This window comes from Martelella mangrovi, from assembly GCF_040545495.1.
Taxonomy (GTDB): domain Bacteria; phylum Pseudomonadota; class Alphaproteobacteria; order Rhizobiales; family Rhizobiaceae; genus Martelella; species Martelella mangrovi.
In genome coordinates this window covers 32,557-57,546 of the sequence record NZ_JBEPLY010000013.1, presented here as the reverse complement: position 1 = coordinate 57,546, position 24,990 = coordinate 32,557, and the positions used below count along the sequence as shown (strand labels likewise).

General features: G+C 61.9%; 22 protein-coding genes. 12 read left to right on the top strand and 10 right to left on the bottom strand.

What is annotated here, in order from left to right; translation table 11 throughout:
• Positions 1-47: 47 nt before the first annotated feature.
• Genes ABID12_RS16610 through ABID12_RS16595 form a run of 4 tightly spaced genes read left to right on the top strand, consistent with a single transcriptional unit; the run spans position 48 to position 3,617 of the window.
• Positions 48-989, top strand: coding sequence for an ABC transporter permease (locus ABID12_RS16610; RefSeq protein ID WP_181190772.1), 942 nt, complete (start codon positions 48-50; stop codon positions 987-989).
• On the top strand, positions 989-1,861 hold the full coding sequence (locus ABID12_RS16605; RefSeq protein WP_106307453.1) for an ABC transporter permease: 873 nt from the start codon (positions 989-991) through the stop codon (positions 1,859-1,861). Before ABID12_RS16610 ends, ABID12_RS16605 begins: the two co-directional genes overlap by 1 nt.
• 3 nt (positions 1,862-1,864) lie before the next feature.
• Positions 1,865-3,073: an amidohydrolase/deacetylase family metallohydrolase gene (locus tag ABID12_RS16600; protein ID WP_354435192.1), complete on the top strand. Its 1,209-nt coding sequence runs from the start codon at positions 1,865-1,867 to the stop codon at positions 3,071-3,073.
• On the top strand, positions 3,060-3,617 hold the full coding sequence (locus tag ABID12_RS16595) for a RidA family protein (protein ID WP_435528248.1): 558 nt from the start codon (positions 3,060-3,062) through the stop codon (positions 3,615-3,617). Before ABID12_RS16600 ends, ABID12_RS16595 begins: the two co-directional genes overlap by 14 nt.
• Before the next feature lie 3 nt (positions 3,618-3,620).
• Here the strand turns inward: ABID12_RS16595 and ABID12_RS16590 are convergent, their stop codons facing one another.
• The gene (locus tag ABID12_RS16590; protein WP_354435189.1) at positions 3,621-4,442 is read right to left on the bottom strand and encodes an IclR family transcriptional regulator; all 822 of its coding nucleotides are present in this window, start codon (positions 4,440-4,442) and stop codon (positions 3,621-3,623) included.
• Positions 4,443-4,533: 91 nt separating this feature from the next.
• Here ABID12_RS16590 and ABID12_RS16585 point away from each other — a divergent pair, with 91 nt between their 5' ends.
• Together ABID12_RS16585 and ABID12_RS16580 are read left to right on the top strand one after the other, a co-directional pair.
• Positions 4,534-5,730 carry an aminotransferase class V-fold PLP-dependent enzyme gene (locus tag ABID12_RS16585; RefSeq protein ID WP_354435187.1) on the top strand — a complete coding sequence of 399 codons (1,197 nt, stop codon included), beginning with the start codon at positions 4,534-4,536 and terminating at the stop codon, positions 5,728-5,730.
• Positions 5,731-5,760: 30 nt separating this feature from the next.
• Positions 5,761-7,596 (top strand): ABC transporter ATP-binding protein, encoded by a 1,836-nt coding sequence (locus ABID12_RS16580; RefSeq protein ID WP_354435185.1) that lies wholly within the window; start codon positions 5,761-5,763, stop codon positions 7,594-7,596.
• A gap of 109 nt (positions 7,597-7,705) precedes the next feature.
• On the opposite strand, the gene ABID12_RS16575 is transcribed toward ABID12_RS16580, so the two are convergent.
• From ABID12_RS16575 to ABID12_RS16560, 4 genes are all read right to left on the bottom strand, one after another.
• Entirely contained in the window at positions 7,706-9,493 is a 1,788-nt protein-coding gene (locus ABID12_RS16575) for a glycosyltransferase family 2 protein (RefSeq protein WP_354435184.1), read from the bottom strand.
• Between the two features lie 272 nt (positions 9,494-9,765).
• Positions 9,766-10,182 (bottom strand): tellurite resistance TerB family protein, encoded by a 417-nt coding sequence (locus tag ABID12_RS16570; protein ID WP_106307430.1) that lies wholly within the window; start codon positions 10,180-10,182, stop codon positions 9,766-9,768.
• A 36-nt stretch (positions 10,183-10,218) separates the two neighbouring features.
• A complete protein-coding gene (locus tag ABID12_RS16565) occupies positions 10,219-10,896 on the bottom strand; it encodes a S24 family peptidase (RefSeq protein WP_354435182.1) in 678 nt (225 codons plus the stop codon).
• Positions 10,897-10,999: 103 nt separating this feature from the next.
• Positions 11,000-11,647, bottom strand: coding sequence for a response regulator transcription factor (locus ABID12_RS16560; RefSeq protein ID WP_319518010.1), 648 nt, complete (start codon positions 11,645-11,647; stop codon positions 11,000-11,002).
• A gap of 245 nt (positions 11,648-11,892) precedes the next feature.
• Between ABID12_RS16560 and ABID12_RS16555 the strand changes: the two genes are divergently transcribed.
• Both ABID12_RS16555 and ABID12_RS16550 read left to right on the top strand, forming a co-directional pair.
• The gene (locus tag ABID12_RS16555; RefSeq protein ID WP_354435181.1) at positions 11,893-12,240 is read left to right on the top strand and encodes a DUF952 domain-containing protein; all 348 of its coding nucleotides are present in this window, start codon (positions 11,893-11,895) and stop codon (positions 12,238-12,240) included.
• Entirely contained in the window at positions 12,237-13,328 is a 1,092-nt protein-coding gene (locus ABID12_RS16550) for a quinone-dependent dihydroorotate dehydrogenase (RefSeq protein ID WP_354435179.1), read from the top strand. The genes ABID12_RS16555 and ABID12_RS16550 overlap by 4 nt, the downstream gene beginning before the upstream one ends.
• Here ABID12_RS16550 and ABID12_RS16545 read toward each other — a convergent pair.
• Together ABID12_RS16545 and ABID12_RS16540 are read right to left on the bottom strand one after the other, a co-directional pair.
• Positions 13,318-13,815 carry a CAP domain-containing protein gene (locus ABID12_RS16545; RefSeq protein WP_354435177.1) on the bottom strand — a complete coding sequence of 166 codons (498 nt, stop codon included), beginning with the start codon at positions 13,813-13,815 and terminating at the stop codon, positions 13,318-13,320. The genes ABID12_RS16550 and ABID12_RS16545 overlap by 11 nt on opposite strands.
• Positions 13,812-14,078, bottom strand: coding sequence for a DUF6460 domain-containing protein (locus ABID12_RS16540; RefSeq protein WP_106307415.1), 267 nt, complete (start codon positions 14,076-14,078; stop codon positions 13,812-13,814). Before ABID12_RS16540 ends, ABID12_RS16545 begins: the two co-directional genes overlap by 4 nt.
• A 191-nt stretch (positions 14,079-14,269) precedes the next feature.
• On the opposite strand from ABID12_RS16540, the gene ABID12_RS16535 reads away from it, so the two are divergent.
• The 4 genes from ABID12_RS16535 to pdeM all read left to right on the top strand — a co-directional run bounded on the left by ABID12_RS16535 (position 14,270) and on the right by pdeM (position 18,595).
• Positions 14,270-14,575 (top strand): hypothetical protein, encoded by a 306-nt coding sequence (locus ABID12_RS16535; RefSeq protein ID WP_106307926.1) that lies wholly within the window; start codon positions 14,270-14,272, stop codon positions 14,573-14,575.
• A gap of 91 nt (positions 14,576-14,666) precedes the next feature.
• On the top strand, positions 14,667-15,302 hold the full coding sequence (locus tag ABID12_RS16530) for a YitT family protein (protein ID WP_354435175.1): 636 nt from the start codon (positions 14,667-14,669) through the stop codon (positions 15,300-15,302).
• 42 nt (positions 15,303-15,344) lie between these two features.
• A complete protein-coding gene (locus tag ABID12_RS16525) occupies positions 15,345-17,885 on the top strand; it encodes a ligase-associated DNA damage response DEXH box helicase (protein WP_354435174.1) in 2,541 nt (846 codons plus the stop codon).
• Positions 17,882-18,595 (top strand): ligase-associated DNA damage response endonuclease PdeM, encoded by a 714-nt coding sequence (pdeM, locus tag ABID12_RS16520; protein ID WP_354435172.1) that lies wholly within the window; start codon positions 17,882-17,884, stop codon positions 18,593-18,595. The genes ABID12_RS16525 and pdeM overlap by 4 nt, the downstream gene beginning before the upstream one ends.
• Before the next feature lie 12 nt (positions 18,596-18,607).
• On the opposite strand, the gene ABID12_RS16515 is transcribed toward pdeM, so the two are convergent.
• From ABID12_RS16515 to ABID12_RS16505, 3 genes are all read right to left on the bottom strand, one after another.
• The gene (locus ABID12_RS16515) at positions 18,608-19,393 is read right to left on the bottom strand and encodes a TIGR02186 family protein (protein WP_354435316.1); all 786 of its coding nucleotides are present in this window, start codon (positions 19,391-19,393) and stop codon (positions 18,608-18,610) included.
• Complete coding sequence (locus ABID12_RS16510; protein WP_106313185.1) at positions 19,393-20,319, bottom strand: sulfite exporter TauE/SafE family protein; 927 nt, start codon at positions 20,317-20,319, stop codon at positions 19,393-19,395. The genes ABID12_RS16515 and ABID12_RS16510 overlap by 1 nt, the downstream gene beginning before the upstream one ends.
• Before the next feature lie 120 nt (positions 20,320-20,439).
• A complete protein-coding gene (locus ABID12_RS16505; protein WP_354435170.1) occupies positions 20,440-24,804 on the bottom strand; it encodes a peptidoglycan-binding protein in 4,365 nt (1,454 codons plus the stop codon).
• Positions 24,805-24,990 lie beyond the last annotated feature (186 nt).

The following is a 24,990-nucleotide window of genomic DNA, read 5'->3' as shown; positions in this document are numbered from 1 at the left end:
CGTTCCGTCCCGGCCCGGCCGGGCTGCCGAAACAGGAAAACGAATTCATGATCCGGTATATTCTCAAACGCCTGTTTGGAATGATCGTCGTGATGTTTCTGGTCGTGACCATCGTGTTCGTCATCGTGCGCGTCACGCCGGGCGATCCGGCCGCCGTGATGCTCGGGCCGGATGCGACACCGCAGGACATTGCCGAACTGCGATCGCGGCTCGGTCTCGATCAGTCGATCCTCCAGCAATATGTCATCTATATCGGGCAGATGCTGCAGGGCAATCTCGGCCGTTCCATCTTCCTCAATATCCCGGTGACCACGGCGCTGGCGCAGCGCGCCGAGCCGACCTTCTTCCTGACGATGTTCTCGCTTCTGCTTGCTGCGGTCATCGCGTTGCCGGTCGGCATTTATGCCGCCTACCGGCGCGGCTCCTTCGTCGACCAGGCTTCGACCGTCGTGGCGATGACGGCGGCAAGCGTGCCGAGCTTCTGGCTGGGGCTTATTCTCATTCAGGTGTTTGCGGTGCGTTTCGGGGTTTTTCCCGTTTCCGGCTATGGCGGGCCCGGTGCCAGTTTCTGGGACCGGCTGCATCATCTGGTCCTGCCGGCGGTGTCGCTTGGCGTGGTGTCTTCCGCGCTGATCCTGCGGTTTACCCGCGCGGCCATGCTCGATGTCTTCAATGATGATTACATCCGCACCGCCCGCGCCAAGGGCCTTGCCGAAGGCCGCGTGGTGCTGAAACACGCGCTGAAGAATGCGCTGATCCCGATCCTCACGGTTCTCGGGCTGACGGCGGCCGTGCTGGTTGCCGGTGCGGTGGTGACCGAGACGGTGTTTGCGCTTCCCGGTGTCGGCAGCCTTGTGGTGTCTGCTGTCCTCCGGCGTGACTACCCGGTCATTCAGGGCGCGCTGCTGGTCATCGCCGGGCTTTATGTCCTTATCAATTTTGCAATCGACATGCTTTATCTGCTCGTCGACCCGAGGGTGCGTTACTGATGGCCGATACACAAACCGTCGCAAGCCCCGGCAGTGAACGGGCGAAATTCATCAGGCAGCTTTTGAAGCGCAAGAGCGTGGCATTCGGCCTTGCCGTCTTGCTGATATTCGTCGCCCTTGCCGCTCTTGCACCGTGGATCACACCGCATTCCGCCTACAAGCTGTCGATTGCCAACCGGCTGACACCGCCGGGTGCCGAATACTGGTTCGGCACGGACGAGTTCGGCCGCGATGTCTTCGCCCGCACGCTCTTTGCCGGACGTCTTTCACTTCTTGTCGGTGCGGCCGTTGTTGCGCTTTCGACCATCATTGGCGTGACGCTGGGCCTGATTGCGGGCTTCTTCAAAAGCCTCGATACCCCGATTGCCCGGTTGATCGACGCCATGATGGCGTTTCCCGATATCCTGCTGGCGATCGCGCTGGTGGCAGCACTCGGTCCTTCGCTGATGACAGTGATTGTTGCGCTCTCGATCGTCTATGCCCCGCGACTTGCCCGCATCGTGCGCGCCTCGACCCTCGTTCTGCGCGAGCTTCCCTTCGTCGAGGCCGCCCGCTCGATGGGTATATCCACCGGTCACATCATGACCCGGCATGTGCTGCGCAATCTGATCTCGCCCATTCTGGTGCAGGCGACCTTTCTGTTCGCCAATGCCATTCTGGCCGAAGCCGGTCTTTCGTTCCTCGGCCTCGGCGTCAGCCCGGAAGTGCCGACCTGGGGCACGATGATTGCCGCCGGCCGTCAGTATCTGGGTGCGGCCGACTGGATGACGCTGTTTCCGGGGCTGGCCATCATTCTGGCCGTTCTCTCTCTTCAGATCGTCGGCGACGGCCTGCGCGATATGCTGGACCCCCGCCTGAAAAAGGACCTTTAAGAAATGCAGCTTGAAAACACTGGTTCACCCATGCTGATCCGCAATGTCCGCCCGGTTTCCTTCGGGGCCGGTACACCGGAAGGCCTGATCGACATTGCCGTCGGTGCCGACGGAAAGATTGCCGCCACCGGACCCGGTCTGCCGGTCAGCGAAGGCATGACGGTCATCGATGGTGCGGGCGCGTGGATTTCGCCGGGCTGGACCGACCTTCATGTCCATATCTGGCATGGCGGCACGGATATCTCGATCAGGCCGTCGCAATGCGGCGTCGAGCGCGGCGTGACCACGCTGGTCGATGCCGGCTCTGCGGGCGAGGCCAATTTCCACGGCTTCCGCGAATATATCATCGAACCCTCCGTGGAACGGGTGAAGGCCTTCCTCAATCTCGGCTCGATCGGGCTGGTTGCCTGCAATCGCGTGCCGGAACTGCGCGACATCAAGGATGTCGATTTCGACCGTATCTTCCAGTGCTACGAGGAAAACCGCGAGCACATCATCGGCATCAAGGTGCGTGCCAGCCACGTCATCACCGGCTCATGGGGCATCACGCCGGTCAAGCTCGGCAAGAAGATCGCCAAGATCCTGAAACTGCCGATGATGGTGCATGTCGGCGAGCCGCCCTCGCTTTACGAGGATGTGCTTGAAGCCCTTGGCCCCGGCGACATCATCACCCATTGCTTCAACGGCAAGCTCGGCTCGTCGATCATGGAGGATGAAGACCTCTTTAACCTGGCCGAGCGCTGCGCCGGCGAGGGTATACGCCTCGATATCGGCCATGGCGGCGCGTCCTTCTCGTTCAAGGTTGCCGAAGCGGCGATTGAACGCGGCCTGATGCCGTTTTCGATTTCGACCGATCTTCACGGCCATTCGCTGAACGGCGCGGTCTGGGATATGGCAACCACCATGTCGAAACTGCTGTCGGTCGGCATGCCGTTCGACAAGATTATCGACGCCGTGACACACGCACCGGCCGCCGTCATCGGCCTGCCTATGGACAACCTGCTGGCGACCGGCGCGCGCGCCGAGTTCACCATCTTCAACCTCATCGATGAAGAACTGGACGTGGTCGATTCCAACGGCGACCCGGCGCATATGACGCGCCTGTTCGACCCGGCCTATGCCGTGATAGGCACGAAGGCCGTCAAGGCGTCGCGCCACACGCCCGGCACATGGCGTGCCGGTTACAACGGACAGAATTATGCATTTCGCTGACCGAACGAGCGGCCAGACACCACATTTTGAAAGTACAGGAGTTTTCGTGTCCCAGACATCCGTAATCAAGACGGGCGAAGCCGCAACCGTGGCAGAACGCCTTGCGACACTTGGCATCGAGATCCCGCCTGCGCAGCCGCCGATCGCCAATTTCGCGGCCTTCAAGCAGGAGGGCAATATTCTCTACCTGTCAGGGCAGGGGCCAAGCGAGAAGGACGGTTCGCAACATTACGGCAAGGTCGGTGGCGATGTCAGCGTCGAAGAGGCCTACAAGCATGCCCGGCTGACGGGGCTGAACCTTCTGGCCGTGATGCAGGATGCGCTTGGCGACCTCGACCGCATCAAGCATGTGGTGAAAATCCTCGGCATGGTCAACGCCGCACCCGATTTCACCCGGCATCCGGCCGTCATCAACGGCTGCTCGGACCTCTTCATCGAAGTGTTCGGCGAGGCCGGTATTCACGCACGCTCGGCGGTGGGCCTCGGTTCGCTCCCGAACAATATCACCGTCGAGATCGAAGCGATTGTCGCTCTGAAGGACTGAGACCTAGTGTTCGCGCCATCCCATCAACCGCTCGATACGTTCCGCCGAATCGCGGACATAGTCGCCGAAGGGCACATCGCCAGCGGTGGCCTTCTGCTCGGGCAGCACGATGGAGATCGTCGCGGTGCATTCCCCCTCGGCATTGCAGATCGGCGAGGCGATGCAGGCAACGGAATAGTCGGATTCGCCGACCTGAACCGAAAGCCGGTTGTCAAAGGCAATCGCTGCCGCGCTGGACAGTTCTTTCGGGTCGATGGTTGCACGCCCCGTCGGCGAGGCGCGGGCGCCGCGCTTGAACAGCTCGATGCGGTCCTTTTCCGGCATGTGGCCGACCAGAAGCCGGCCGGACGCGGTCCAGTTCAGCGGAATGCGCGAGCCGACGCGCGACATGACCTGGAAATGGCTGGGGCCGTCGGCCATGGCCATGACCAGCATGTGGTGGCCGTCGCGCCCGCAAAGTTGCACGGTCTCGCCCGCGCGGCGGCAAAGGTCATGCATTTCCTGGGTGGCCACCCGCATGAAATCGACGGAGCGCGCATAGGCGATGCCGTAATTGTAAAGGCGGGGGCCGAGCCACAGCGTGCCGTCATGGGCGCGGGTCAGCACTTCCTTTTCAACCAGGTCCTCGGTGATCGTGTAGATGGTCGAAAGCGGCGCGCCAATCGCCTTGGCAATGGCGTAACCACCGGCCGGTTCACCGGTTTCATAAAGATGATCGATGATCTGAAGAACACGGTCGATGCCGCTGACACGGGTTCTTTTCTTCTTCTTTTCAGGGGCGTCCGCCGGTTGTTCAACGGCGCCGGTGTCGTTCGTCTCGGTCATGATCGTTCCTCAGTTCGGGGCGATATTGCATTATTACGATACAGTTGTCGAGTTGTGCCCGGCGCATTCGACAGACCCACGGAGACTATCAATGAGTGAAGATATCAGGCAGTCGCTCGGACTGCGGCCCGTCATCAACGTATCCGGCACGATGACCGGCCTTGGCGCGTCCATCGCGGTTCCGGAAGCCGTCGCCGCCGTTCCGAAGATCATGACACAGTTTGTCGAAATGAACGACCTGCAGCGCAAGGCCGGCGAGATCATTGCGCGGCTGACCGGCGCGGAAGCCGGTTTCGTCACGGCATCGTGCTCGTCGGGCATCAGCCTTGCTGTTGCCGGCGCGATCACCGGTCCCGATCTTCTCGCCGTCGAGCGCCTGCCGGAAACCACGACTTCGAAAAAGGAAGTCATCGTGCAGGTCGGCCATATCGTCAATTACGGCGCGCCGGTGGATCAGGCCATCCGTCTCGTCGGCGGCACAATGGTTCCGATCGGTCAGGCAACCTCGACACATCGCTTCCATCTGGAAAACGCGATCACCGAAAATACGGCCGCTGCCGTTTATGTCGTCTCCCATCACGTGGTCGATTACGGCCTGCTGCATCTGAGCGAGTTCGTCGAGATCGCCCATGCCCGCGGCGTACCGGTCATCGTCGATGCGGCATCGGAATATGACCTCAGGGGGTTTCTGGAAACGGGCGCCGACATGGCGCTTTACTCCGGCCACAAATTCCTTGGCGGGCCGACCTCGGGCATCGTTGCCGGCCGCAAGGACATGGTCCGCAATGCCTATATCCAGAACTACGGCATCGGCCGCGGCATGAAGGTCGGCAAGGAAAGCATTTTCGGCGTCATGGCTGCGCTTGAAGCCTGGGAAACGCGCGATCACGAGGGCATTCGCGCCCGCGAGAAGAGCTATCTCGACCTCTGGAAGGATACGCTTGACGGTCGTCCGGGCATCAACGCGGTGATCGATCCCGATCCGACCAAAAACCCGCTTGATCGCCTCAAGGTCATGATCGATCCGGCCGAGGCCCGGATCACCGCATGGGATATGGCCGCAGCGCTTGCCGCCGGCGATCCACCGATCATCGTGCGCGATCACGAGGCCGAGCATCAGTATTTCTATCTCGACCCCTGCAACCTGCATCCCGGTCAGGAACACATCGTGGCGCGCCGTCTCGGCGAGGAACTGGACCGCGCCCAGCGCTCCAACGACATCATCGCCACGCCGATCGAAGACCTGAGCCGTCATCGGTTCGACAGCCTGCTCAAATGGCCTGACTGAGGACCGGAAGACGACGAAGGGGACAGCAAAATGACACATCAGCCAAACACGAATGTCAGCCAGACGACGCCGGTTCTGTCGGTACAGAACCTGACCACCTCCTTCTATGCGGAAGGCGACTGGCGCAGCGTCGTCCGCAATGTCTCCTTCGACGTGATGCCGGGGGAGACGCTCGCAATCGTCGGTGAAAGTGGCTCGGGCAAGAGCGTGACCTCGCTTTCGATCATGGGGCTTTTGCCGCGCGACATGTCGCGCGTTGAAGGCCGCATCCTTCTGGATGGCCGCGACCTGCTGCAGGCGTCCGACAGGGATATGCGGGCAACCCGTGGGGCCGACGTCTCGATGATCTTCCAGGAGCCGATGACGAGCCTCAATCCGCTCTTCACCATCGGCGACCAGATTTCCGAGGCGATCCGCTGCCACAGCGATGTGAGCAAAAAGGAAGCACGCGCCGAAACCATCCGGCTTCTGGAAAAGGTGCGCATTCCCTCTGCCGCATCCCGTTTCGACGAATATCCGCACCGCTTTTCCGGCGGCATGCGCCAGCGCGTGATGATCGCCATGGCGCTCGCCGCCCGGCCGAAACTGCTGATCGCCGACGAGCCGACGACGGCGCTCGACGTCACCATTCAGGGGCAGATTCTCGACCTGATCAAGACCCTGCAGGAGGAGGAGGGCACCTCCGTCCTGTTCATCACCCATGATATGGGCGTGGTTGCTGAGATTGCCGACCGCACGGTGGTGATGTTCCGCGGCGAACAGGTGGAAAGTGGCAAGACCAGCGATATCTTTGCCAACAGCCGCGAGCCCTATACCCGCGCCTTGCTGTCGGCCGTGCCGGTGCTCGGCTCGATGTCCGGCACGCAACTGCCGGAACGCTTTCCGATTACCGATGTCCGGACCGGCGACATCACGCCTGCGGCAACGTCGAAAGATACGGTCGCGCGCACCGAAAAACCGGTGCTTGAGGCCCGGAACCTGTCCGTGCGGTTCGATATTCATTCCGGCCTTTTGTCGCGGCTTGCCGGCCGGGTTCATGCGGTCGAGAACGTGTCGTTCAAGCTCCACGCCGGTGAAACGCTCTCGCTTGTGGGGGAATCCGGTTGCGGCAAGTCGACCACCGGGCGCGCGGTGATGCGTCTGCTGGAGCCGGACAGCGGCGAGGTGCTGGTCGATGGCGAGGATGTGCTTGCTTATGACGCACGCTCGATGCGCAAGCTGCGCCAGTCGGTGCAGATGATCTTTCAGGACCCCTTCGCAAGCCTCAATCCGCGCATGACGGTCGGTGAGGCGGTCGCCGAGCCCTATCTCGAACACAAGCTGGGCACACGGCAGGAAGCCCGCGAGATGGTTTCCGACATTCTCGACAAGGTCGGGCTTTCGCCGGATATGGCAAAACGCTATCCGCACGAGTTTTCCGGCGGCCAGCGCCAGCGCATCTGTATCGCCCGCGCGCTTGCGCTCAATCCGAAGGTGATCATTGCCGATGAAAGCGTGTCGGCGCTTGACGTTTCGATCAAGGCGCAGGTGATCAACCTGATGCTCGATCTTCAGGAAAGCATGAATATTGCCTTCCTGTTCATCTCCCACGACATGGCCGTGGTCGAACGCGTCAGCCATCAGGTGGCGGTGATGTATCTTGGCGAAATCGTCGAGATCGGCCCGCGCAATGCCGTCTTCTCCAATCCGCAGCATCCCTACACGCGCAAGCTGATGCAGGCCGTGCCGATCCCCGATCCCGCCCGTCTCGGCATGAAGCGCGGCGGTCAGGTCGATGATCTGAAAAGCCCGATCCGTCCGCTCGACTATGCGGCGAAAGCGCAGGACTACAACGAGGTTTCGCCCGGCCATTTCTGCCTGAGCTGATTGCGGGAAAGCCTGCCGCCGAAAGACGGGACATGTCACAGCGGCAGGCATCCACTGCGCATCGACAGCGATGATAACCGGCTTGCTATAGTCTCTTGCCGGACCTGTTTCAGGGCTGGCTTGGCTTATGCGCAGTCTTTCGCCACAGAAACGGTGCATGATAGAGCTCGGCCAGCGCTTTCCAGGCTGCGGCTGAAAGCATCAGCCAGTAAAATGGCAGATAGAGTGCATCGGCGCGCATCTGGCGCGCTTCTGCCGGCCGCATCCGCGACAGGCCAAGGCGCAGAAACACCCAATAGCTTGCCAGAATATTGGCCAGATCCACGCCGGACAGCAATTGATGCAGTGGCGAGGGGGTATGGTCGGGATGAATCATCATGGCGGCTGTCGAAAACAGCGCCACGAACAGTAGCGGATGCAGCAGTGCCGACAGAATTACGCCCGCACCGTTTGTCAGAAACACCAGACAGCCGAGCGTGCCCAGTTCGCTGAACAGCCGGCCGGGTTCGCGCAACGCAACCAGAAGCGTCTGCAGCCAGCCCTTGACCCAGCGCGACCGCTGGGCAATCCACGGGCGAATGGAAACCGGCGCATCCTCCAGCGTTTCGCAGCTGATCACGCCGCAATGATAACCCAGCCGGTGCAGCCTGAGACCGAGATCGGCATCTTCAGCGACATTATAGGAATCCCAGGCACGGCATTTTCGCAAGACTTCCGTCCGGAAATGGTTCGATGTCCCGCCGAGCGGCAGGGGAAAACGGTGTCGTGCCAGAAACGGCAGTATGCCTCTGAACAGTCCGGCATATTCGCAGGCAAACAGTCCCGAAATCCAGTTCTGGCCGACATTGCCGATTGTCAGCGGCGCCTGCAGACAGCCAAGTGTGCCGGGTGCGGCGTTGAAGGTGGCCCAGGCCTCGCGCAACTGACCGGGATGCGGGCGGTCCTCGGCATCGTAGATCGTCAGGAAGGTGCCGCGGGCGCCGGAAAGCGCGTAGTTCAGGGCCTTCGGTTTGGTGCGCGGGGCAGCCGGCGGCACGACCACCAGCTCGAAATGCGGCGGCATGGGCGTGGCCCGAATGGCCGCGATGGTTTCGCTGTCATCGGCCTCGCAGACGAGTTTGATATCAAGTTTGGATGTCGGCCAGTCCAGTTTCTTCATATGGCCGACAAGTTGCGGGATCATGCCGGCTTCGCGGTAAAGCGCGATCATAACCGTATAGACCGGCAGGGGCGTATCGCTGTCGATGCTGCCACTGTGCCTCTCCGGAAAGGCGGACGCCCTGACGGAAGCCAGGCGGATAAGCAGTGTGAGGGCATAAAGCGTGGTGAAAAGCAGATGGGTCAAAAGCAGCGTTTCAGTCGGAAAAAGGATCAGCCCGGCAAAGAAACTGACCACGCTGCCGCCGAGCAGAAAACCCTGCTTGCCCCAAAAGACGACGCGTGCGGAAAACCGCGGCTCCCAGATCATCAGCCGATGGATGGTTTTTGAAAGGCGTCGTCTGGCCCCCACTTCCCAGACCGTCCTGCGGATCGCGGATGGTACCGTTACCACGACAGCGCGGCGAATGGCCGGGCGGGTCGAAAGGCGCCAGTGCAGTTCGGCAAGGTTTTTCGCGCAGGGCACGATGGCAAATCTGGTGCTGCCGTCCTTGCCCTCGAGCCGCAAGCCGCCGGGCTGGACAAGCAGACGATCGATCCTGGGCCGGTCGGTCACGCAGTCGGCGTCGAGTTCGTCACAAAAGGGCAGCGCCAGATAGTGCGCCAGTCTGCGGTAATAGGTTTCCGGCGAAACCGATCCCTCGGCAAGCAGTTCCTGTTCGATGGTGGTGCCGTTGTCCTGCGCGGCGGTTTCGGCCTTTTCGATCAGCGCATCATCGAAGCCGAGCCGACGGAGCATGCGCCGTTCGCCGGCCAGCGGGTTCTTTGCCGCCCCGGATTTAGAGGCAGAAGTCTCCGTGCTTGTGCACCGCATGGCGTACAAGTGCGAAGCCTGCATCAAAGCCTCCTCTCCTCAAGCTATGCGCGAACTTTAGCAAGAGACTATTAAAGGCTTTGTTTTCAAGAATCACAACATGTAATTGTGTTTTTTTGCTAATGCAATCATGGATTCACGTAATGTTCCACGGGCGGAACTGGCCGTTGCCCCTGCAGGGCAAGGACATGACGCGTCTAGAGATTTCGGTAGCGTGCGATTGCACCGCGCTCGATTGCAGCGCAGGTCAGTTTGTCGAGGTGAAGACGGTCACGCAGAAGTTGCAGGAGGCGAATTTCCTCGGGCTTGACCGCCTGATCGACAGCCATGATTTCCACGGCCAGTGCATAGGCCGTATCGTGGAGCCGCGCGGGCAGCGTATCGCGGATGATCTCCAGTGCAATATCCATGCCCTCGCTTCCCGACAGGATCTCGGCACAGGCATGGGAAACGTCGGTCAGCCGGTCTTCGTCAAACCCGTCAAAGACCGGCAGCGAGCGGGTGATGTGACCGATGCGCGACAGTTCGGCGTCGCTCATCGCGCTGTCGACGGCCGAAGCCATGACCATCACGTAAATCAGGGCATCATAATGAACAAGCGGTGTCCGGGGCATGGGGCATGTCTTTCGATTGAATGCGGGGTTGCGCTGTTACTGGCTCGCCCAGATGATGCGGGCGATCCATTCCACGGCGGAAAGATCGAAGGTGAGGTTATCGTGCGCGGGGTTGATCGACATCAGCTCGATCTGGCGACTGGTGCGGCGCACGAGCACCTTGGCCATCACCTCACCCTCAAGGGTCTTGACGACGACACGGTCGCCCTTGCGGGTTTCGGCATTGGCCTCGACAATCAGCACGTCGCCGTCGCGATAAAGCGGCAGCATGCTTTCGCCCTGCACCTCCAGCGCATAAACGCTCTGGCTGGCGCGCGCGGGGGCGGGGAAATCGACCTCGTCCCAGCCCTGGCCGACGGGAAAGCCGCCATCGTCGAAGAAACCGCCGGTGCCGGCGCGGGCAAGGCCGAGCAGCGGTATGGTGGAGGGCTGTGGCGGAAATGCGCCCGTGGGCGGTGCGCCGTTATAGCCGGCATTGCCGTCGTCCGCGCTCAGAAATGCCGAGAGGTCGGTCCCGGTGGCATCCAGAACCTTGGCGATCGATTCCATCGAAGGCCAGCGTTCGCGTCCGTCCTTGCCCAGACGTTTGGATTTGTTGAAGGCGGTCGGGTCGAGACCGGCTTTGCGCGCCAGTCCGGAAGGCGTCAGCTTGTGCCGGGCGGCCAGATCATCGATCGCGTCCCAGATGGCGCTGTGGCGAAGCTTTCTGGACATGGTTGTTCACTCCGGCCACGAAGGCGCGTTGATAACGGGCGGACTATATCGCATCGTGCGTTGCGGCGTAAAGCTTGGACAGGAATAAAATCCTCTGTCCCGCTCAGGCGACCATCGCCATATTGACCTTGCCCAGCTGGATCACGGCCTGGGTGCGGCTGTCGACATTGAGCTTCAGCAGGATGGCCGAGACATGGGCCTTGACGGTGGCCTCGGACACGCCGAGTTCGTAAGCGATCTGCTTGTTGAGCAGGCCCTCGCACAGCATGCGCAGCACGCGCGACTGCTGCGGCGTCAGCGTCTGCAGCCGCTCCAGCATGTCGGCAATGTCGGGATCGGTTTCTTCGCCGCCCTCGAAATCGTCCGGCGTATAAATCTCACCGGAAAGCACGGTGCGGATGCCGTTGCGCAATTCGTCGATGCCGACGGATTTGGAAATGAAACCGGATGCGCCGAGCGCCAGCGTCCGGCGGATCGTGTCATTGTCGTCGCTGGCGGAAATCACCACGATCGGCAGGCTGGAAAACTCCGCCTTGAGCGTGATCAGGCCGGACAGCCCGCTGACCCCGGGCATGGCAAGGTCGAGCAGAAGCAGGTCGGCTTCGGGATTTTCACGGGCGGCTTGCTGAACCCCCTCGAAGTCGCCGGCCTCCACCACCGCATAATAGGTTGCCATGCCGCTGATGGCCTGTTTCAGGGCACTGCGGAACAGGGGGTGATCGTCGGCGATCAGTATTGTCTGTCCGGTCATTCGCTGCCTCCTCCCAAAGGCAATGTCACAACCCTGGCCGTCTGTCACGCGACGGCTGCAACAAAACGTCGTAAATTTTCTCCATGATCGCGTGTTTCAGCCCGAGATCAATAAAAAAAAGCCGATTGGCCGTGAAAACCCCGGATTTGCTGTTGCTTTCGCGTGGCACCCGTCAATTGTCATGGACTTTTACCCGATGCTGGTTCAAACCCGTGCCGAACATATGCCACCGGAAGCTGATGCTCATGCCGCAACCGATATTCAAGATCGTCGCGCGCCTGGAATGGCAGGCCGCACGCTCTGCCGGCGCCTATGAAGGCGCTACCGTCGATCTTACCGACGGGTTCATTCATTTTTCGACAGCCGGGCAGGTGGAAGAGACCGCCAGCCGCCATTTCGCCGGACAGCGCGACCTGCTGCTGGTCGCCGTCGATCCGGACAGGCTGGGTGAAGCGCTCAAATTCGAGCCCTCGCGCGGTGGCGCCCTGTTTCCTCATCTTTATGCGGCCCTTCCCTTTTCCGCGGTGCTCTGGGAAAAAGAGCTTCCCGAAACGGCTGATGGCGGCCATGATTTCACGGGACTTCTGGTATGATCAATCTTTTCAAATGCGGTGCGCGCAATGCGGTGTTCATGCTTGAGCCGGAGGCGGCGCACGGGCTGACGATCAAGGGCATTGCGAGCGGCCTCATGCCGCGCGCGCGCCATGCCGCAGACAGCCGTCTTGCCGTCACCGCCGCCGGGCTTTCCTTTGCAAACCCGCTCGGCGTTGCCGCCGGTCTCGACAAGAACGGCGAGGCCATCGATGGTCTGATGAAGCTGGGTTTCGGCCATGTGGAGGTGGGAACCGTGACGCCGCGCCCGCAGCCCGGCAATCCGAAGCCCCGGCTCTTCAGGCTTGTGCAGGACGAAGCGGTGATTAACCGCATGGGCTTCAACAATGAGGGACATGCCGCCCTCGCCGTCCGGCTGGAAAAACGCAAGCGGCGCGGCATTGTCGGCGTCAATATCGGCGCCAACAAGACTTCGGAAGACCGGATCGCCGATTATGTCGCCGGCATCGAACGGTTTTCGGCGCTGGCGGAATTTCTGACCATCAACATTTCCTCGCCGAACACGCCGGGCCTCAGGGACCTGCAGGCGCGCGAGCAACTGGCAAGGCTGCTCGACGCGGTCGCCGGAGCCCGGGAAAAGGCCGCAGTCCGTGTGCCGGTTTTCCTGAAGATCGCCCCCGACCTCACCGAGGCCGGGCTTGATGATATCATGATCGAAATCGCAAACAGCACGCTTGACGGTGTGATCGTGTCCAACACCACGCTGTCGCGTCAGGGATTGAGGGACAGGAAGCTGGCGGATGAAAATGGCGGCCTTTCCGGGGCGCCGCTGTTCGACCGGTCGACGGCGCTTCTGGCACGTGTGCGCCAGCGTCTCGGTCCCGACAGGGTGATCATCGGTGTGGGCGGCGTTTCGAGCGGCGCCCGGGCGCTTGAAAAGATCCGCGCCGGCGCCGATCTGGTGCAGATCTATTCCGGTATGGTCTATGAGGGCCCGCAACTGCTGAGCGACAGTTTTGCGGCCATCCTTGCAGCGCTTGAAAATGATGGCCTGTCATCCGTCCGTCAGCTGCGCGACACCGCCGTTGACGCATGGGCCGAAAAGCCGTTCATCGCGCCTACCGGCTGAGACACATCGACCAGAACGGCGTATTGCCGAAATTCGGGCTTGTCGCTTTTGCAACCCCGACATGGGAATAGTTTCCCAGCATGTTGTCGAGATGTTTCGGCGAATTCACCCAGGCCTGAAACGCGCGTTCCGGCGTTTTCTGCTGCATGGCGATGTTTTCAGCCGCCGGCAGCGGCAGGTCGTTGCGCTTGAAGCGGTTATATACGCTTTCCGAACCGGTGATGTGGTTCATCCTGTCGGCAAGCGCCATCCGGCTTGCCTGGTCGACGGCCACATTCGTGCAAGCGCGCGAGGGGCTGACCGGCTCGAGCCCGCGGCTTTTTCTGAGCGCATTGACCCAGGGCAGGAAGGTTGAGGTCATGGCCGTGGCATCGACATCGCCGCGCGGCAGGCCGCTGCCGCCGAAAAGACCGATGCTGCAGGCTGAAAGCCCGATTGCGATGGTGGCGAACGCAAACGCTCGCCGGCCTGTGCTGAATGGGGTCAACGGCGATAACTCAGAATGCGGATGATGATGAACACGGGGATCACGATGATCGCGCCGAGCACGAAATAATGGCCGATCTCGCCCAGTGCCGCAAAGCCGCGCTGCCAGAGGCCGGCAAAGAAATCGATGACACCGTCCCAGAGATCGAGCGGATGGATGCCGAGCGCCGACAGAATAAAACCGACAATCAGCGAGACCACCAGCAGCCTGACGATCGTGCCGACCACCGTGCCGCCCAGAAACCGGTTCAGTTCATTGCTCATTCCGCTCAATCCTTCTGCTCGGCCGTCATTAAGGTGCCTTTGGGGCAGTTTCAAGGTGGAAAATACCCGATCGAACGGCAAGAGGCACGCTGTAATCCGGTTTGTCCTTGCCGCCTTTTGCTAAGGGAACATCACCGGAGGCTTCCGCGTTTTGGATAAAGACTTTCGAAGAACGTCATATGGAGGCCGTTATGAATCTGACGCCTGAACTTTGCCATGCAGCGCGTATTCTGGCCCGCATCGACCGTGCAAGGCTTGCCGCAGAAAGTGGTCTTGCCGAAGACCGGATCGCTGCCTTTGAAGAAGGCACCGGCGAACCGGGCGACAGCATGCGCGAAAAGCTGCAGACCACGCTTGAAGCCCTCGGGATTGTTTTCCTGCCCGAGGAAGCGGAAGGCGGTATCGGCGTGCGCCTGAAGTTTACCGAAAGCGAGACCCGCCGGATCCTCAACTGGGAAGGCGAGGGCGGTCGCGCAAACGAGGATGATGTCGTCTGAGACGTTTGACCAATCGGCGATTATAGGTGATGACGGTATCAGGGGTGTCATCGCGCACCCCTGATTTTCCTCATGACCGGAGCAGACCGCCTTGTCCGAGAACAGCTTTCTGAGAAGCATTCTCAATTCCACATCCGAAAATCACTCACTGCTGGAAGATGCGCAGGGCATCATCGCCGGCGCCATGCTCGCAGCCCTTGGCGTGACGATGCTGAAGGCGGGTGGGCTTCTGACTGGCGGCACTGCGGGGCTTGCCTTCCTCGTCACCTATTCAGGCTTCATGGGGTTTGGCCTTGCCTTCTTTCTGGTCAATCTGCCGTTCTATTATTTTGCCTGGCGACGGCTCGGGCTGAAATTCACCATCAAGACCTTTGTCGCCGTCGGCCTGACCTCGGCGCTTTCCGGCATCGTGCCGCAATTCATTTCCATCGGCGAGACCCATCCTCTGGCGGGCGCGCTTTTCGGCGGCATTCTGGTGGGCGCGGCGCTGCTCATCTTCTTCCGTCATGCCGCAAGCCTTGGCGGTTTCGGCATTCTGGCGCTTTATCTTCAGGATCGTTACGGCTGGAAGGCCGGTTATATCCAGCTCGGCCTTGACGGCATGGTGCTGCTTTTGTCCTTCCTCGTTGCCTCGCCCTATATCATCGTCTGCTCGGTCATCGGCGCCGTGGTCATCAACTTCGTTCTGGCCATCAATCACCGCCGCGACCGCTATATCGCGATGTAGAAAAACCTTTCCCTGACGCCTGTTTCCTGTAATCGTGACCTTATGAACGAAACGGAAACATCGCTGCTGCCGGAACGCTTCCGCCGCTGGTTCGCCGTCAAAGGCTGGCAGCCGCGGCCGCATCAGCTGGACCTGCTGCAACGCGCCGGGGCCGGCGAGGACATGCTGTTGATCGCGCCGACCGGTGCCGGCAAGACGCTGGCCGGTTTTCTGCCCTCGCTTGCCGATCTTGACCGTCAGGGGCCGCAAAAGCCGGGCATGCGTCCACGCGGGGTGCACACGCTCTATATCTCGCCGCTGAAGGCGCTGGCCGTCGATATCGCCCGCAATCTGGAACAGCCGGTCATCGAAAGCGGCCTGCCGATCACCATGGAAACCCGCACCGGCGATACGCCGCAATCCAAACGCCAGCGCCAGCGGTTGAGGCCGCCGGATATCCTGCTGACGACGCCGGAACAGCTGGCGCTTCTGCTTGCGGGAAAGGATGCGGACAGGTTCTTCGAGGATTTGCGCTTCGTGATCTTCGACGAGCTGCACTCGCTGGTCACCTCCAAGCGCGGCCATCTGCTTTCGCTGGGTCTTGCGCGGCTGAGACGTCTTCGCCCGGAACTGACCGCTATCGGCCTTTCGGCCACGGTCTCAGACCCGATGGAATTGCAGCGCTGGCTGGTGGCGCAGACCGGCGAAGTGGCGCCGCCCCATGCCGGGCTGATCACGGTCGCCGGCGGTGCGCGGCCGGAAATCACCATCCTCAAAGCCTCGCAACGCATTCCCTGGTCGGGCCATTCGGCGCGCTATGCCGCGCCCGATATTTACGAAGCGCTGAAACAGCGAAAGATGACGCTGATCTTCGTCAATACCCGCTCGCAGGCCGAAATCGTGTTTCAGGAACTGTGGAGCATCAATGACGACAATCTGCCGATTGCGCTGCATCACGGTTCGCTCGATGTCGGCCAGCGCCGCAAGGTGGAGGCCGCGATGGCGGCGGGAAAACTGCGCGCCGTCGTTGCCACCTCGACGCTCGATCTCGGCATCGACTGGGGCGATATCGACCTGGTGATGCATATCGGCGCGCCGAAGGGCGCCAGCCGGCTTGCCCAGCGCATCGGCCGCGCCAATCACCGCATGGATGAACCGAGCCGCGCCATTCTGGTGCCGGCCAACCGGTTCGAGGTGATGGAGTGTCAGGCAGCGCTCGATGCCAATTATGTCGGCGCGCAGGATAGTCCCCCCATCGGCGACGGCGCGCTTGATGTGCTGGCCCAGCATGTGCTCGGCATGGCCTGCGCCGGACCTTTTGAGGCCGATCTGCTTTATGAGGAGGTGCGCTCTGCGCTACCCTATCACGGGCTCACCCGCGAGACCTTTTTCCGCGTGGTCGATTTCGTCGCCACCGGCGGCTATGCGCTGCGCACCTATGAGCGCTATGCAAAAATACGCAAAACCGCCGACGGGCTCTATCGTCTCACCCATCCCGATTTCGCCCGCCAATATCGGCTGAACCTCGGGACCATTGTCGAAATGCCGATGCTGAAAATCCGGCTGGTGCGGCCGGGAAAACGCGGCGGTCCCTTGCGCGGCGGTGCGGTGCTGGGCGAGGTCGAGGAATATTTCATCGAGATGCTGCGCCCCGGCGATACGTTCCTGTTTGTCGGCAAGGTGTTGCGGTTCGAGGGGCTGCGCGAGAACGAGTGCATGGCCTCCACCGCCTATGACAGCGATCCGAAAATCCCGGCCTATGCCGGCGGCAAGTTTCCGCTGTCGACCTTTCTGGCCGATGGCGTGCGCGCCATGCTGGACGATGCCGAACGGCGCAAGGTGCTGCCGGCGTCCGTGCGCGAATGGCTGGCCTTGCAGGAACAGCATTCGCACCTGCCGAAACGCGGTGAGCTTCTGGTGGAAACCTTTCCGCTTGAAAACCGCTTCTACATGGTCGCCTATCCCTTCGAGGGGCGGCTTGCGCACCAGACGCTCGGTATGTTGCTGACCCGGCGGCTGGAACGCGCCGGCGCCCAGCCGACCGGCTTCGTCTCGACCGATTATTCACTCGCCGTCTGGGGGCTGAAGGATATCGGCGCCATGCTGGCATCCGGCGAACTCGACCTGAAGGCGCTGTTCGACGAGGACATGCTGGGCGACGATCTCGAAGCCTGGCTCGATGAAAGCTACATGCTCAAACGCACCTTCCGCGCCTGTGCCACCATTGCCGGGCTGATCGAGCGGCGGTTTCCGGGCAAGGAGAAGACCGGCCGCCAGATGACGGTTTCGGCCGACCTTATTTATGACGTTTTGAGAAGCCATGAGCCGGACCATATCCTGTTGCAGGCAACCCGCGCGGATGCGGCCTCCGGCTTGCTGGATATCGCCCGCCTTGGCACAATGCTGCAACGAATCAAGGGACATCTGACCCATTACCGGCTGACGCGCATTTCGCCGCTCGCCGTGCCGGTGCTGCTGGAAATCGGCCGCGAAAGCGTCAATGGCGGGGCCGGCGATGCGGTGCTGAAGGAGGCTGTCGACGAACTGGCCGCCGCCCTTGAAGCTGCGGAAACCGAAGACGGACGGGAAGAGACCGGCGCATGAGCCTTACGACCGCGACATATGAGAGCGAGCCGCCCGGCAAGACCGCAGACAGTTTTGCCGGTCATGCGGTGATGTTCGACTGTTCCGGCGCGGCCTTTTTCCCCGGCCTTTCGCTGCTCGTCGTCTCCGACCTGCATCTGGAACGCGGTGCGGCCCACGCCCGGCGCGGCTTTTTCCTGCCGCCCTATGACACCGGACGCACGCTTTCAGCGCTTTCGGCGGTCATCGCACGCTACCGGCCTGCCTGTGTCGTTTCGCTCGGCGATAATTTTCATGACCGCACCGGCGCCCGCGAGATGGCAAGGGACCACCGCGAAAGCCTGTCCGCGCTTGCCGAAAGCTGCGACTGGGTCTGGATCAACGGTAATCACGATCCCGATGGCGTTGCCGGATTGCCGGGCCGGGTTTTCGATGAGTGGCGGTTTGAGGGGCTCAATTTCCGTCACGAACCCGCGCAAACGGGCGCGGCGGAAATCTGCGGCCATCTGCACCCCTCCGCAACCCTCCGTCGCCCGGGAAAATCGGTCCGCCGGCCCTGCTTTGCCAGGGACGAAAACCGTCTGATGCTGCCGGCCTTTGCCACCACACGCGGCGGTCTCGACCTTCGCCATGCGGCATTCCGGGGCCTGTTCGATCGCAATGCGCTGACCGTGCACATGCTGGGCCCGGAGCGGGTCTATGCGCTGCCGTTTGCAGCACTTTCCGGGTAAACGGCCGAACGGTCAGTTCTTCCTGAAGATCACGCTGGCAAACCAGCCGGAAAACAGGGCGATGAACACGGCGCTCATGCCGTAAAACAGCGGATAGTCGTGGGCGGCGGTGGTGATCTGAGCTTCAAGCCCGGTCTTGACCACCTGGAGCGGCAGGTTCTGGGTCGCGATCTGGCGACCTTCCTTGAACAGATAGGCCTGAACCGTGTGGGTGCCCTGGGGAATGTTTACCGGCAGGCGCAGACTTGCGCGGAACAGGCTGTTGGAGACGAATTTCACGCCGTCATATTCAGCGTCGTAGATCCCGTCGACCGCGTTCAGTCTCAGCATCGCCTCACGGAATGTGGCCACGTCGCTGGCGTCGCCAAAATAGCCGACCGGCGCGATGCGCAGATGCGAAACGCCGATGCCCTGCGAATTCAGGGTCTGCGGGGATGTCACGTCCTCAAGCGGCCGCGTGCTCGAGATCGAATAGGAGCGCGGCACATGCTCGAATGAAATCGTCTGGCGGTTGACCCATATCCCGAAAAACCGCTCCTTGCGCCGGACATCGGCCTCTGCCTTCGGGCCTTCGAGGATCACCACGATGTCATAGCGGCCCTTCGACAACAGGATCGGGTCGGCATCGTTGATGGCGCCGAAGACGGTTAGGTCGGCGCCGGAAAAGTCCGAGGTGATGGCGATCTCGTTGGTCGAGGTGCCGATTTCCAGCGTCTCCTGCTGGATCACAGGCGCCTGCTGCGCAGCGGCGATTGCGGGCAGAAAAACGAGGGCCAGAACGGACAGGAGCTTTTTCATCATTGCGGCGCTCCCTCGAAGACGACGGAGAACAGGTCGGTCGGTGTCACCACCAGGCCGAAGGCAAGGCGCACGCCGACGGCCAGGATCAGCAGCGCCAGCAGCGCGCGCAGCTGTTCGCCCTTCAGCTTCTGGCCCACACGCACGCCGTACTGGGCGCCGATCACGCTCGACATCATCAGGATCGTGGCGAGCACGATATCGACCGCATAGTTGGTCACCGCCTGAACCACGGTGGTGTAGGCCGAAACGAAGATGATCTGGAACAGCGATGTGCCGACGACGATATTGGTCGGTATGCGCAGAAGATAGATCATCGCCGGCACCATGATGAAGCCGCCGCCGATACCGAGCGAGGAGGTCAGAACACCGATCGAGCCACCGAGCAGGAAGACGGGAATGACGCTCAGATAGAGCTTCGATTTCTTGAACCGCATCTTGAACGGCAGGCGATGGATCCAGTTGTGCTGGCCGGGCTTGCGCAGGGAAACGGCTTTCTGCGAGGCGCTGCGCCGGATGGCGCGAATGCTTTCGGCCAGCATCAGCCCGCCGATCGAACTCAGGAGCACCACATAGAGGATCGAGATCACCAGATCGAGCTGGCCGAGATCGCGCAACAGCGAAAACAGCCAGACACCGATCGTCGCGCCGACAAGACCGCCGGTCAGAAGCACCGTGCCGAGCTTCATGTCGAGTGTGCCGCGCCGGAAATGGGTGAGCGTACCCGAAACGGAGGAAGCCACCACCTGGCTTGCCCCGGTGGCAACAGCCACGACCGGCGGAATCTGGTAGAAAATCAGAAGCGGGGTGATCAGAAATCCGCCGCCGACGCCAAACATGCCCGAAAGAAAACCGACTGCCGCACCCATGCCGAGAATGACAAAGATATTGACCGAAAGTTCAGCAATCGGCAGATAAATCGACACGCGCTTCCCCAATAGCGGCATGGCCGGACGGGTTGCGTCCAGCCTGTTGAAAATGCTTTTTCTTTCTGCGGCCTACGGTCGCAACTGTCAATTCAAACGACCGTAAACCACCAATTCTTCTCAGGCGCTGTTGCTGTTCAGCAATGTCTCGACAAGCGCAGGCGTGATCGCACCGTCGGCTTTCAGGCCATTCTTGTTCTGGAACGCCTTGATTGCGGCATCGGTTCTGGCGCCGAGAAGCCCGTCTTCGGGGCCGGAGTCATAGCCGCGCTCATTCAGGATCGACTGGATGTCGCGGATGATTGCCTGCTTGTCCGGCGCGCTTGCGGCGGCCTCCTGCGGCAGCCATTCGGCCGGCGGCACCACCTGGTTGGCGGCCGGCAGCGGCGTTTCGGCTTCCCAGTCAGCGGCAAGCTTGCGTCCGCGGTCGAGATCGGCTTTGGAAAGCGCCTCGGTCACTTCGTCGCGCCGGTTTGCGGCTTCGGGATCACCGTTGCGTGCAGCAATCGCGAACCATTTATACGATTGTGCGAGGTCAGCATCCACGCCGGCGCCGCGTGCATGCATGATGGCAAGGTTGAACTGGCTGTCGGCAACGCCGTGATCGGCTGCCGCACGGAACCACTTTGCCGCTTCGGCAAAATCGGGCGTGCCGCCGTCGGCGCCATTGGCCAGCATTACCGCAAGATTGTGCATGGCCCTGACATTGCCGGCCCTTGCAGCCTTGCGATAAAGCGTGATCGCCTCTGCTGCGTTGTGATCGACGCCGACGCCCTTTTCGTAAAGACTGCCGAGCTGGAAAGCGGCAGGAGCGGAGCCGCGTTCGGCCGCGGCGTCAAACCAGATGGCCGCTTCGGCGGGGTCGCGCTTGAGGCCGAGACCGTCCTGATAACGCATGCCGATCTCGTAAAGTGCATCCGGATTGCCGTTTCGGGCCGCATCGGCAAGCGCTGCGGGGTTGATCGTCGCGGGGACGTCGATGTCGAGAGGGGCGGGGTCTTTCGGGCGCTGCGCGGCAAGGGCCTCGCGCGCCTGGCTGGCTTCCGGCTGTGATCCGGAATTCAGCCTGGCCAGCGGAGCTTTCGCGCCGGCCGCTTTTTCATTGCCGGAGGCGGCCTTGGGTGATGCGGAGGCCTGTCTTGCCGGCGACGGTTCCGCCAGCATGTCGAGCACATCCTTTGTGGTCACGGATGCCGTTTCTTCCGAAATTTCCGGCGGGCGCGTTGCAGGGGGCGGTTCCGGGGCGGCAACCGGCGTCTGGGCCGGTGCGGGCGCGCCGGCCCGTGCTGGCGTTGCCGGTGCATCCGGTTTGATGCTGCCGGTGACAAGGCTGTTGTCGGTGTCGAACATCTGGAATGCGCGGACGGCAGGCGCTGCTGCAATTTCCCGGGCTTCTGCGGCAAAATTGGTTTTGACGGCAGCCCGGTCAGGCGAGCGCAGCGAAGGCGCTGCGGCGACATTCTGTTTGGCTGTGCTGCCCGATATGGCTTGCTGCGGCGGGGTTGCCGGGGCAGGGGCACGCAGCGACGGCGGGGCCTTGTCGAAGGCCTTGGTGGCCTGAAGTATGGCCTCGCGGTCCTTTCCCGTATCGGAGAGGAACGGATAGGCGATGATCGCCAGCAGGATCGCGCCGGCAGCGAGGTAGACAGGCCGGCGGGAAAAACCGTCCCGGGCCTGTTTCGCGCTGTCCTCATCCTTTTCAGAAGGCTTTGCGGGCGAAATGGACGGCGTCATGTCCTCGGCATTTTCAAGCGCGGAACGGGCCGCACGCCGGGCAGCGGCGATCAGGTCGCCCTGAGGGCCGCCGGCGGCAAGCCGCTGGTTGCGCATGCCGGCGGGCTGGCCGGGCTCGCGCTTCTTGTATTCGGTCTTGGCAACAGGCCGGTCGTGCACGGGCAAAACAGGCGTGTTTTGCTTTGGCGCCTGTCCGGCGCGCACACGCGAGAGAATGTCCATGACATCGTCGCTTGCGCCATCGGCCTGCGTGTCGACGGCAGACGCAGCGGAAGGCTGCGATGCTGCAGCGGGAAACTGCATCTCGAAACGCGGCGGTTCCTGCCGCTCGGCCTCGGTTTCGGCCGCCTTGCTGGCCTCAGCCGTAGCTGCCGAGGGCGCGGGAGCGACGAAAGGGCCGGTCTCCGCGCGCCTCCCTTCGGTCTCTGTGGCGGTTTCGCCGTCTTCGGCATTCAGGGTGTCGAGCCTGTCGGAGATGGTTTTCAGGGTATCGTGCAGACCGGCTGTGCCATCACTGTCGCGCCCTGCCTGCTGAAGGTTCTTAAGATCGGCGGCGAGCGCCTTGAGGACGGCAATATGCTCGTCGGTTTCGCCCTTGCGGCGTTCCTCGAAATTCTTCAGCGCTTCCTCGGCGGCGTGCTGCGCGGCCTCAATGAGGTAATCGTCATTGCTGGCCGTCAGGTTCTCGATACGCGCGCCGATGCGCTCTTCAAGCTCGGCGAAAGGTTGCTTCGGATCCGGCCGGCCGACCAGCGTCGTCAGTTCGGCGATCTGCCGTTCCAGCTTCTGCAGCGCCGGGGCGCTCATGTCGCGCCGGCTTTCCTCGAACCGGTCGGCAAGCGCGGTCAGCTGTGCGCTGATCCGCTCATCCGATCCGTTTTGCGCGAGATCGGCAATCCTGCGCGCCAGCCGTTCCTCGGTGCCGGCGAGATCGAGCGCTTCGATGCGCGCGGCAAGGCGTTTTTCGAATGCTTCGGGATCGATGGCATTGGTGTTGTCGCGCACCGTAGGCGTCGGCATGGCGGCGATCTGCTCGGAAAGCCTCCGTTCCGCACCGGCCATGTCGATGCGCGAAACCGTGTCGTTGATTTTCGATACGGCCGCTTCAAGGGTTTCAGGCCGGAGGCCCGGCTTCTGGTTTTCGATCAGGCCGGAAAGCCGTTTGAGCTCGTCGCGCACGGCATCGCGGCTGCCATCATCGGCCGTGCTGAGGTCCAGTGCATCCAGTCTGGCGGTAATCCGGCGCTCGCTGCCCTGAAGGTCGATCCCGCTAATGGTCTGGTTGATGCGCCTGACCGCGTCTTCGAGTGCGCGTGGGTCCAGGCTGTGGCTGTTGTTTTCAACAAGAGCCGAAAGTCTGTCGAACTGCTGCTGCAGGTCGCGCCGGTCCTGTTCGCAGAAACCGCCGGCGGCGGCATTGTCGATTTTGTCGGCGATCCTGCGTTCCGCCCCGGCCATGTCGATGCGCGAAACCGTGTCGCTGATTTTCGATACGGCCGCGTCCAGGGCTTCAGGCCGGAGGCCGGGCTTCTGGTTTTCGATCAGACCGGAAAGCCGTTTGAGTTCGTCGCGCACGGCGTCGCGGCTGTCATCATCGGCCGTGCTGAGGTCCAGTGCATCCAGTCTGGCGGCAATCCGGCGTTCGCTGCCCTGAAGGTCGATCCGGCCGATCTTGTCGGAGAGCTCGGAAACGGCCTGAACGAGCGTTCTTCTGTCGATGCCGGGCGTGATGTTTTCAACGGCGGCTGTCAGCTTGTCGAGCCGTGCTTCAAGCCTGAGATGCCCGTCGTCCGCGCTGTGTTCCTTGAGGCGGCTGGCCATGTCCTCAAGGCTTTCAAGCAGTGTCGTCTGCTTGGTGCCCTGATCGCGCATCTGCCAGTCGATCGCCGCAACCGCGCTGGCGAGTTCTGCAAACCGGCTTTCCAGCCGCTCGACCGTCGGGTCGTGCTGAACTTCACCCTGTCGGCGGCCAATCAGCTCGATATTGCGGTCGATGTCTTCGATCCGGCGCTCGATGGCGCTCATCTGCCCGTCAAGCTTGCGGCCGGAAGCGGGGATCCGGGTGCACAGAACCTCCATCGCCCGGGCCAGTGCCGTGAGACGGTTTTCAATGTCGTTCAGACTGTTATCCGTCTGGCTGCGATCGAGACGCTGCCTGATATCGTCGAGACCATAGGCAAGCGCCGACAGATCGCCGTCCAGCCTGGCCGGGTCGAAAGGCGTCAGATGCTGTTCGAGCGTGTCGAAACGGGTCTCGAGGCGGGCCATACTGTCGGAACTCGCAAGGCCGCGTATCAAGGTCTGAAGGTGTTCGAACTCCGCCATCAGCGGATCATCGGAACTGGCGGCCGCGTTGCTCAAAAGCCAGTCGACGCCCTCGGAAATTCTCAAGAGTTCGCTGCGGGTCTGTTCGTCGCTCGCCAGCGTGTCGGTCTGCCGGTCGAGATGGGAGAGCATGTCATGAAGGCCCGCCAGCTCATCACGCAGGCTGTCGGTGAAATCCTCGCGCACGGCGGCCCTGAGGTCCTTGAGCGTCGAGCTGATCTCGCGCAGTTCGGCATTCGTGCGCACAAGGTCCGGATTGGTGGAAGGGCGTTCACGGCTGGGGCGCTCGCGGGGCGGCTGCGAAGGGGCTGGCCTGCGGGCGGATGCGCGGTTTGCCATCATGTCGGCAAGGCGGGATTCCAGACCCTCGATGGTCTGGTTGAGCGCGTCCAGAGAAGGTCTTTCTCCCCGTGCGTCCTGTGTCATCCGCGTTTGCGCCATGGTTCGTGCCCGCTCCGGTTCACGGTGCCTGTGGCGTATCAAGCGAAGCTGCCTCCCTCACGCGCGCAGGACCGCATCAACAGTTCTGAACCCCAGCTTTCGCCCAACATGGTAAAGAAGTTGTTAACTCCTGCATGAAACTTCGGGCAGGAGAACCGGAAAATCCGTGCG

What these genes read in the sequence shown, in the direction of transcription:
- ABID12_RS16610 (WP_181190772.1), top strand. Translation starts at nt 48, where the DNA reads ATGATCCGGTATATTCTCAAACGCCTGTTTGGAATGATCGTCGTGATG.
- ABID12_RS16605 (WP_106307453.1), top strand. Translation starts at nt 989, where the DNA reads ATGGCCGATACACAAACCGTCGCAAGCCCCGGCAGTGAACGGGCGAAA.
- ABID12_RS16600 (WP_354435192.1), top strand. Translation starts at nt 1,865, where the DNA reads ATGCAGCTTGAAAACACTGGTTCACCCATGCTGATCCGCAATGTCCGC.
- ABID12_RS16595 (WP_435528248.1), top strand. Translation starts at nt 3,060, where the DNA reads ATGCATTTCGCTGACCGAACGAGCGGCCAGACACCACATTTTGAAAGT.
- ABID12_RS16590 (WP_354435189.1), bottom strand. Translation starts at nt 4,442, where the DNA reads ATGACCGAGACGAACGACACCGGCGCCGTTGAACAACCGGCGGACGCC.
- ABID12_RS16585 (WP_354435187.1), top strand. Translation starts at nt 4,534, where the DNA reads ATGAGTGAAGATATCAGGCAGTCGCTCGGACTGCGGCCCGTCATCAAC.
- ABID12_RS16580 (WP_354435185.1), top strand. Translation starts at nt 5,761, where the DNA reads ATGACACATCAGCCAAACACGAATGTCAGCCAGACGACGCCGGTTCTG.
- ABID12_RS16575 (WP_354435184.1), bottom strand. Translation starts at nt 9,493, where the DNA reads ATGCTCCGTCGGCTCGGCTTCGATGATGCGCTGATCGAAAAGGCCGAA.
- ABID12_RS16570 (WP_106307430.1), bottom strand. Translation starts at nt 10,182, where the DNA reads ATGCCCCGGACACCGCTTGTTCATTATGATGCCCTGATTTACGTGATG.
- ABID12_RS16565 (WP_354435182.1), bottom strand. Translation starts at nt 10,896, where the DNA reads ATGTCCAGAAAGCTTCGCCACAGCGCCATCTGGGACGCGATCGATGAT.
- ABID12_RS16560 (WP_319518010.1), bottom strand. Translation starts at nt 11,647, where the DNA reads ATGACCGGACAGACAATACTGATCGCCGACGATCACCCCCTGTTCCGC.
- ABID12_RS16555 (WP_354435181.1), top strand. Translation starts at nt 11,893, where the DNA reads ATGCCGCAACCGATATTCAAGATCGTCGCGCGCCTGGAATGGCAGGCC.
- ABID12_RS16550 (WP_354435179.1), top strand. Translation starts at nt 12,237, where the DNA reads ATGATCAATCTTTTCAAATGCGGTGCGCGCAATGCGGTGTTCATGCTT.
- ABID12_RS16540 (WP_106307415.1), bottom strand. Translation starts at nt 14,078, where the DNA reads ATGAGCAATGAACTGAACCGGTTTCTGGGCGGCACGGTGGTCGGCACG.
- ABID12_RS16535 (WP_106307926.1), top strand. Translation starts at nt 14,270, where the DNA reads ATGAATCTGACGCCTGAACTTTGCCATGCAGCGCGTATTCTGGCCCGC.
- ABID12_RS16525 (WP_354435174.1), top strand. Translation starts at nt 15,345, where the DNA reads ATGAACGAAACGGAAACATCGCTGCTGCCGGAACGCTTCCGCCGCTGG.
- pdeM (WP_354435172.1), top strand. Translation starts at nt 17,882, where the DNA reads ATGAGCCTTACGACCGCGACATATGAGAGCGAGCCGCCCGGCAAGACC.
- ABID12_RS16515 (WP_354435316.1), bottom strand. Translation starts at nt 19,393, where the DNA reads ATGAAAAAGCTCCTGTCCGTTCTGGCCCTCGTTTTTCTGCCCGCAATC.
- ABID12_RS16505 (WP_354435170.1), bottom strand. Translation starts at nt 24,804, where the DNA reads ATGACACAGGACGCACGGGGAGAAAGACCTTCTCTGGACGCGCTCAAC.